At 42.9% G+C, this 3,667-nt stretch carries 1 protein-coding gene and 3 pseudogenes; 3 read left to right on the forward strand and 1 reads right to left on the reverse strand.

What is annotated here, in order from left to right:
- Positions 1-129: 129 nt before the first annotated feature.
- Positions 130-1,128 (forward strand): annotated as a pseudogene (locus RMO27_RS13025) (HAD-IC family P-type ATPase); the annotation flags it as partial.
- A 182-nt stretch (positions 1,129-1,310) separates the two neighbouring features.
- On the opposite strand, the pseudogene RMO27_RS13030 reads toward RMO27_RS13025, so the two are convergent.
- Positions 1,311-2,375 (reverse strand): annotated as a pseudogene (locus tag RMO27_RS13030) (fatty acid desaturase).
- Between the two features lie 842 nt (positions 2,376-3,217).
- Between RMO27_RS13030 and RMO27_RS13035 the strand changes: the two are divergent.
- Positions 3,218-3,412, forward strand: a complete 195-nt coding sequence (locus tag RMO27_RS13035; protein WP_309733132.1) for a hypothetical protein — start codon at positions 3,218-3,220, stop codon at positions 3,410-3,412.
- Positions 3,413-3,473: 61 nt separating this feature from the next.
- Positions 3,474-3,667: pseudogene (locus RMO27_RS13040) on the forward strand (IS1 family transposase); the annotation flags it as partial.

Consider the following 3,667-nt stretch of genomic DNA (forward strand, 5'->3'; position numbering starts at 1 on the left):
AAAACGCTCCGAAAACCTCATCGAAAGTTGATTATTGCACCTTTTCCTGATTCCGTCAGTCGAACGGACAATTTTTTCTTCGATTCATCGCCTCAAACCCGCTTGACAACTTCGATCGCTTCTTAACTTGTCACGAATGGAGACAATGAGATTATTACTCGAAAAATCTGTCGAGATGTCGGTTTACCCGTTCAAAATGTTTTATTGGGTAGCGATATTGAATCTTTAACTGACGATAAGTTAGCGGAAATTGCTGCAACCACCACCATTTTTGCCAAATTCTCACCTACCCAAAAAGCCAAGATTATTCAGGTATTAAGAAAGTCAGGTAATATTGTCGGATATATGGGCGATGGGATCAATGATGCCGCCGCTTTGCGAGAAGCAGATGTCGGCATTTCAGTCGATACAGCCGCCGATGTTGCTAAAGAATCGGCAGATATTATTTTACTCGAAAAAAACTTATTAGTGCTAGAATCTGGAGTCACGATCGGTCGGCAGACTTTTTCAAATATAGTCAAATATATCAGAATGGGTACTAGTTCTAATTTTGGGAATATGTTTAGCGTTTTGGGTGCGAGTGCAATTCTGCCATTTTTACCGATGCAACCAGTTCAGATTCTCATCAACAATCTTCTCTACGATTTCTCGCAAACAGGCATTCCCTTCGATAATGTGGACAAAGAAGATCTAGTCAAGCCACCTCAGTGGAAGATTGAAAATATTCGCAGGTTTATGATTTTTGTTGGGCCGATTAGTTCTATTTTTGACTATGCCACTTATGCCATCATGTGGTTTGTATTTGGAGCGACAACTGTAGAACATCAAGCCTTATTCCAAACAGGCTGGTTTGTCGAAAGCCTGATGACTCAAACTCTCATCGTCCACGTTATTCGGACAGCTAAGGTGCCTTTTTTCCAAAGTCGGGCTTCTTTACCGATGCTGCTAATTACCGCTACTGTGATGTGTATTGGCATGTATCTACCATTTTCACCACTTGCATCTAGTTTGGGTTTTGTACCTTTACCAGCCGTTTATTTTTTCTGGTTAGCTGGCATCCTCACTTGCTATTGTGTGCTAACTCAATTTGTCAAAACTTGGTTCATCAAGAAATATGGATATACCTAAGCTCGACTTTGATTAAATCGATCGTGAATAATAAATAAGGTGGGCATTGTCTTGATTCGCTGTCTTGACCCAAACAAATGCGGAGGGAACCTCCGCATGATTTGGGTCGCTAAACCGTCGGGAAACTAGGACGTGCGCGAATCGCTGCCCACCCTAATAGTTGTTTTTAGTTTAGCTAAAGCCTAATTATTAGCGTCAAACTCACGAAAGGTCTGATAAAATTCATTCTGTTCATAGAGATGGCATTTATCGGTAATATCTTTCATCATTTCCCAGGTGAACTTACGTTCTTTGATATATTCACCCCAATTAGCTTTGATAATCGCGTGAGCTTGCCGCAGTCGGTAGGAAGGAATCGCTGTCGAAATATGATGGGGAACGTGAACATTGATATCGTGACAGAGGAATTCCACCCAACGCGGGTAATTACAATGTACCGTACCAGCTAGTTGCGCGTTGGCGTAGCCTCTCCTTTGGAGAATCGCTTCGTTCCATTCACCTTCAGGTGTAAACGGAATATCTGCTGCTGTATGATGCACGATCGTGAAAGTACTCATCCAGAAATGATATACCAACCACGGCAGCAACCAAAACTTGACGAAGCCCCAGATGCCAACCGTCCCAATCATGACTGGGAACATAACTGCGGCACCGATAATCGCAAACAAAGCTGAGAATTTAACATCATCTCTGGTTTTGCCTGCTGGAAACTTACGCCAGTCAAAGTGAACCAGTGCCCAATGGGGTAGTGATGCCAACCACCACAACCGACCGCGCATGGCTTGATAGAATACTTGCAGTCAAGTTGGAGCTGCCTTGTAGTCTTCAGGTCGCCAAGGTTGCCACGCATTATCCACATCCATTTTGTTAGTGTGCTTGTGGTGATGATTGTGCCCGTATCGCCAACCGTGGAAGGGATAAATCAGGGTCAACATGAACAGATGACCGACGAGATCGTTGACTTTCCGACTAGTTGAGAAGGAACGGTGGGCACAATCATGACCGATGACAAAGCAACCAGTCATTGCCGTACCTGTAAATACCCACGCCAGGGGTAACAGGTACCAAGGCGCAAAAGCGATTGCCGCTATCCCTAGCGTCACTGCGACGATAGTTTTAATGACCATCAGCAAAGCTTGAGTATTATCTTTAGCAAAAACTTCTTTTGGTAAAGATTGGACGATCTGTTTGAGTTTGAGATTCGGGGACAGCACGGTGGCTGGATGACGCTCGATCGATAATGTCATGTAGCGGTTTAGATCTCCAAGGAGTATGGATAAGGCCCCGTTGCTGCTACTGCCGATCGGACACCGCTCTATCGATAGAGCGGTGGAAATTATTAATTTGTAGCCGAACTAAGTACCGTTTTATTAATGATCGCGGATATTTATCCTAGCTCAGTCTTTGGCTAGATGCTAGTAGTGGTCAACGCACAAAATATAAATTCTGTCAATGGATAAAGATCGACGCAGGACAGAACTGTTCGATCCCACATTCCGCTAGTTCGTTCCCTGCTTTGCCTCTCCCGTGGAGAATCATTATTTCAATCCCAGTGGGTCAGACAAAATTCATTGTCGCGGGCTTGATTGAACTCTGCCGAATCGGGCAATTTCTTCGGGAAAAATAATTTTGGTAAATTTGAGATACCGAGGCGAATTTTTAAGTAGCCCATCACAAGCGATCGCCTCTAAAACCAGATGTCCGGCTCTATTTCAGGCAAAAGCTGAGTGAAGCCCAAAAATCCTTCCGTGCTCGGCAATCAGTCGCTCTACTTGCCGAGCGCATGAGATTAGCCCATCGGCGTGAATTTCCTCCCTGAGTTCTGAATAGGTTGCAAAAAACCTTAAATTACGTGCAGGGATAAATCTATGTCGATCCCAATCTTCATTCACTCCGTATATTCTCGTAGGCTCATCAATATAAAAAACACATTACTGCTTGATATGCTTTGACAATTTAATATCTTCAAACAGCGAAATAAATAAAAGATTAACATTATTAAATTTGGAATAAATTACTTGAGAAACCGATTAAATTAAGAATAAAAGGGACTACTCAGGTCGAGAAAAAGCAAATCCTCTCGCAGGTTGTGGAGTCTGGATTGAGTATCGATCCTGACGATCTGATGTTCAAGATCCCTGGACTTGCCAATCACTTTCGCAAGATTGCCGAAGCTCAGGAACGGACGGTTAAATCGATGCCGATCGATAACGATCGGCAATTAGGAGAGCGATTGGATAAATACGAACAGTTGGTATCTCAAAATGCGGCGTTGCTGAATTGATGTATGATATAGCGATCGAGAGCAAGATCGACGGAAAATAATGAGCAGAAAATTAAAGCCAATCGAATGTCCAGAATGTAAGTCAACTCGTGTTAATAAGAATGGACATAAAGTAGGTAAACAGAATCATATTTGTGTTGATTGTGGTAGGCAGTTTATAGATTGCTATCAAACTCATCAGGGTTATACAGAAGAAATCAAAAGAGAATGCCTCTTGATGTATGTAAATGGTATGGGTTTTAGAGCAATTGAGCG

The organism is Chamaesiphon sp. OTE_75_metabat_556, from assembly GCF_031378165.1.
In the GTDB taxonomy this organism is placed as follows: Bacteria; Cyanobacteriota; Cyanobacteriia; order Cyanobacteriales; family Chamaesiphonaceae; genus Chamaesiphon.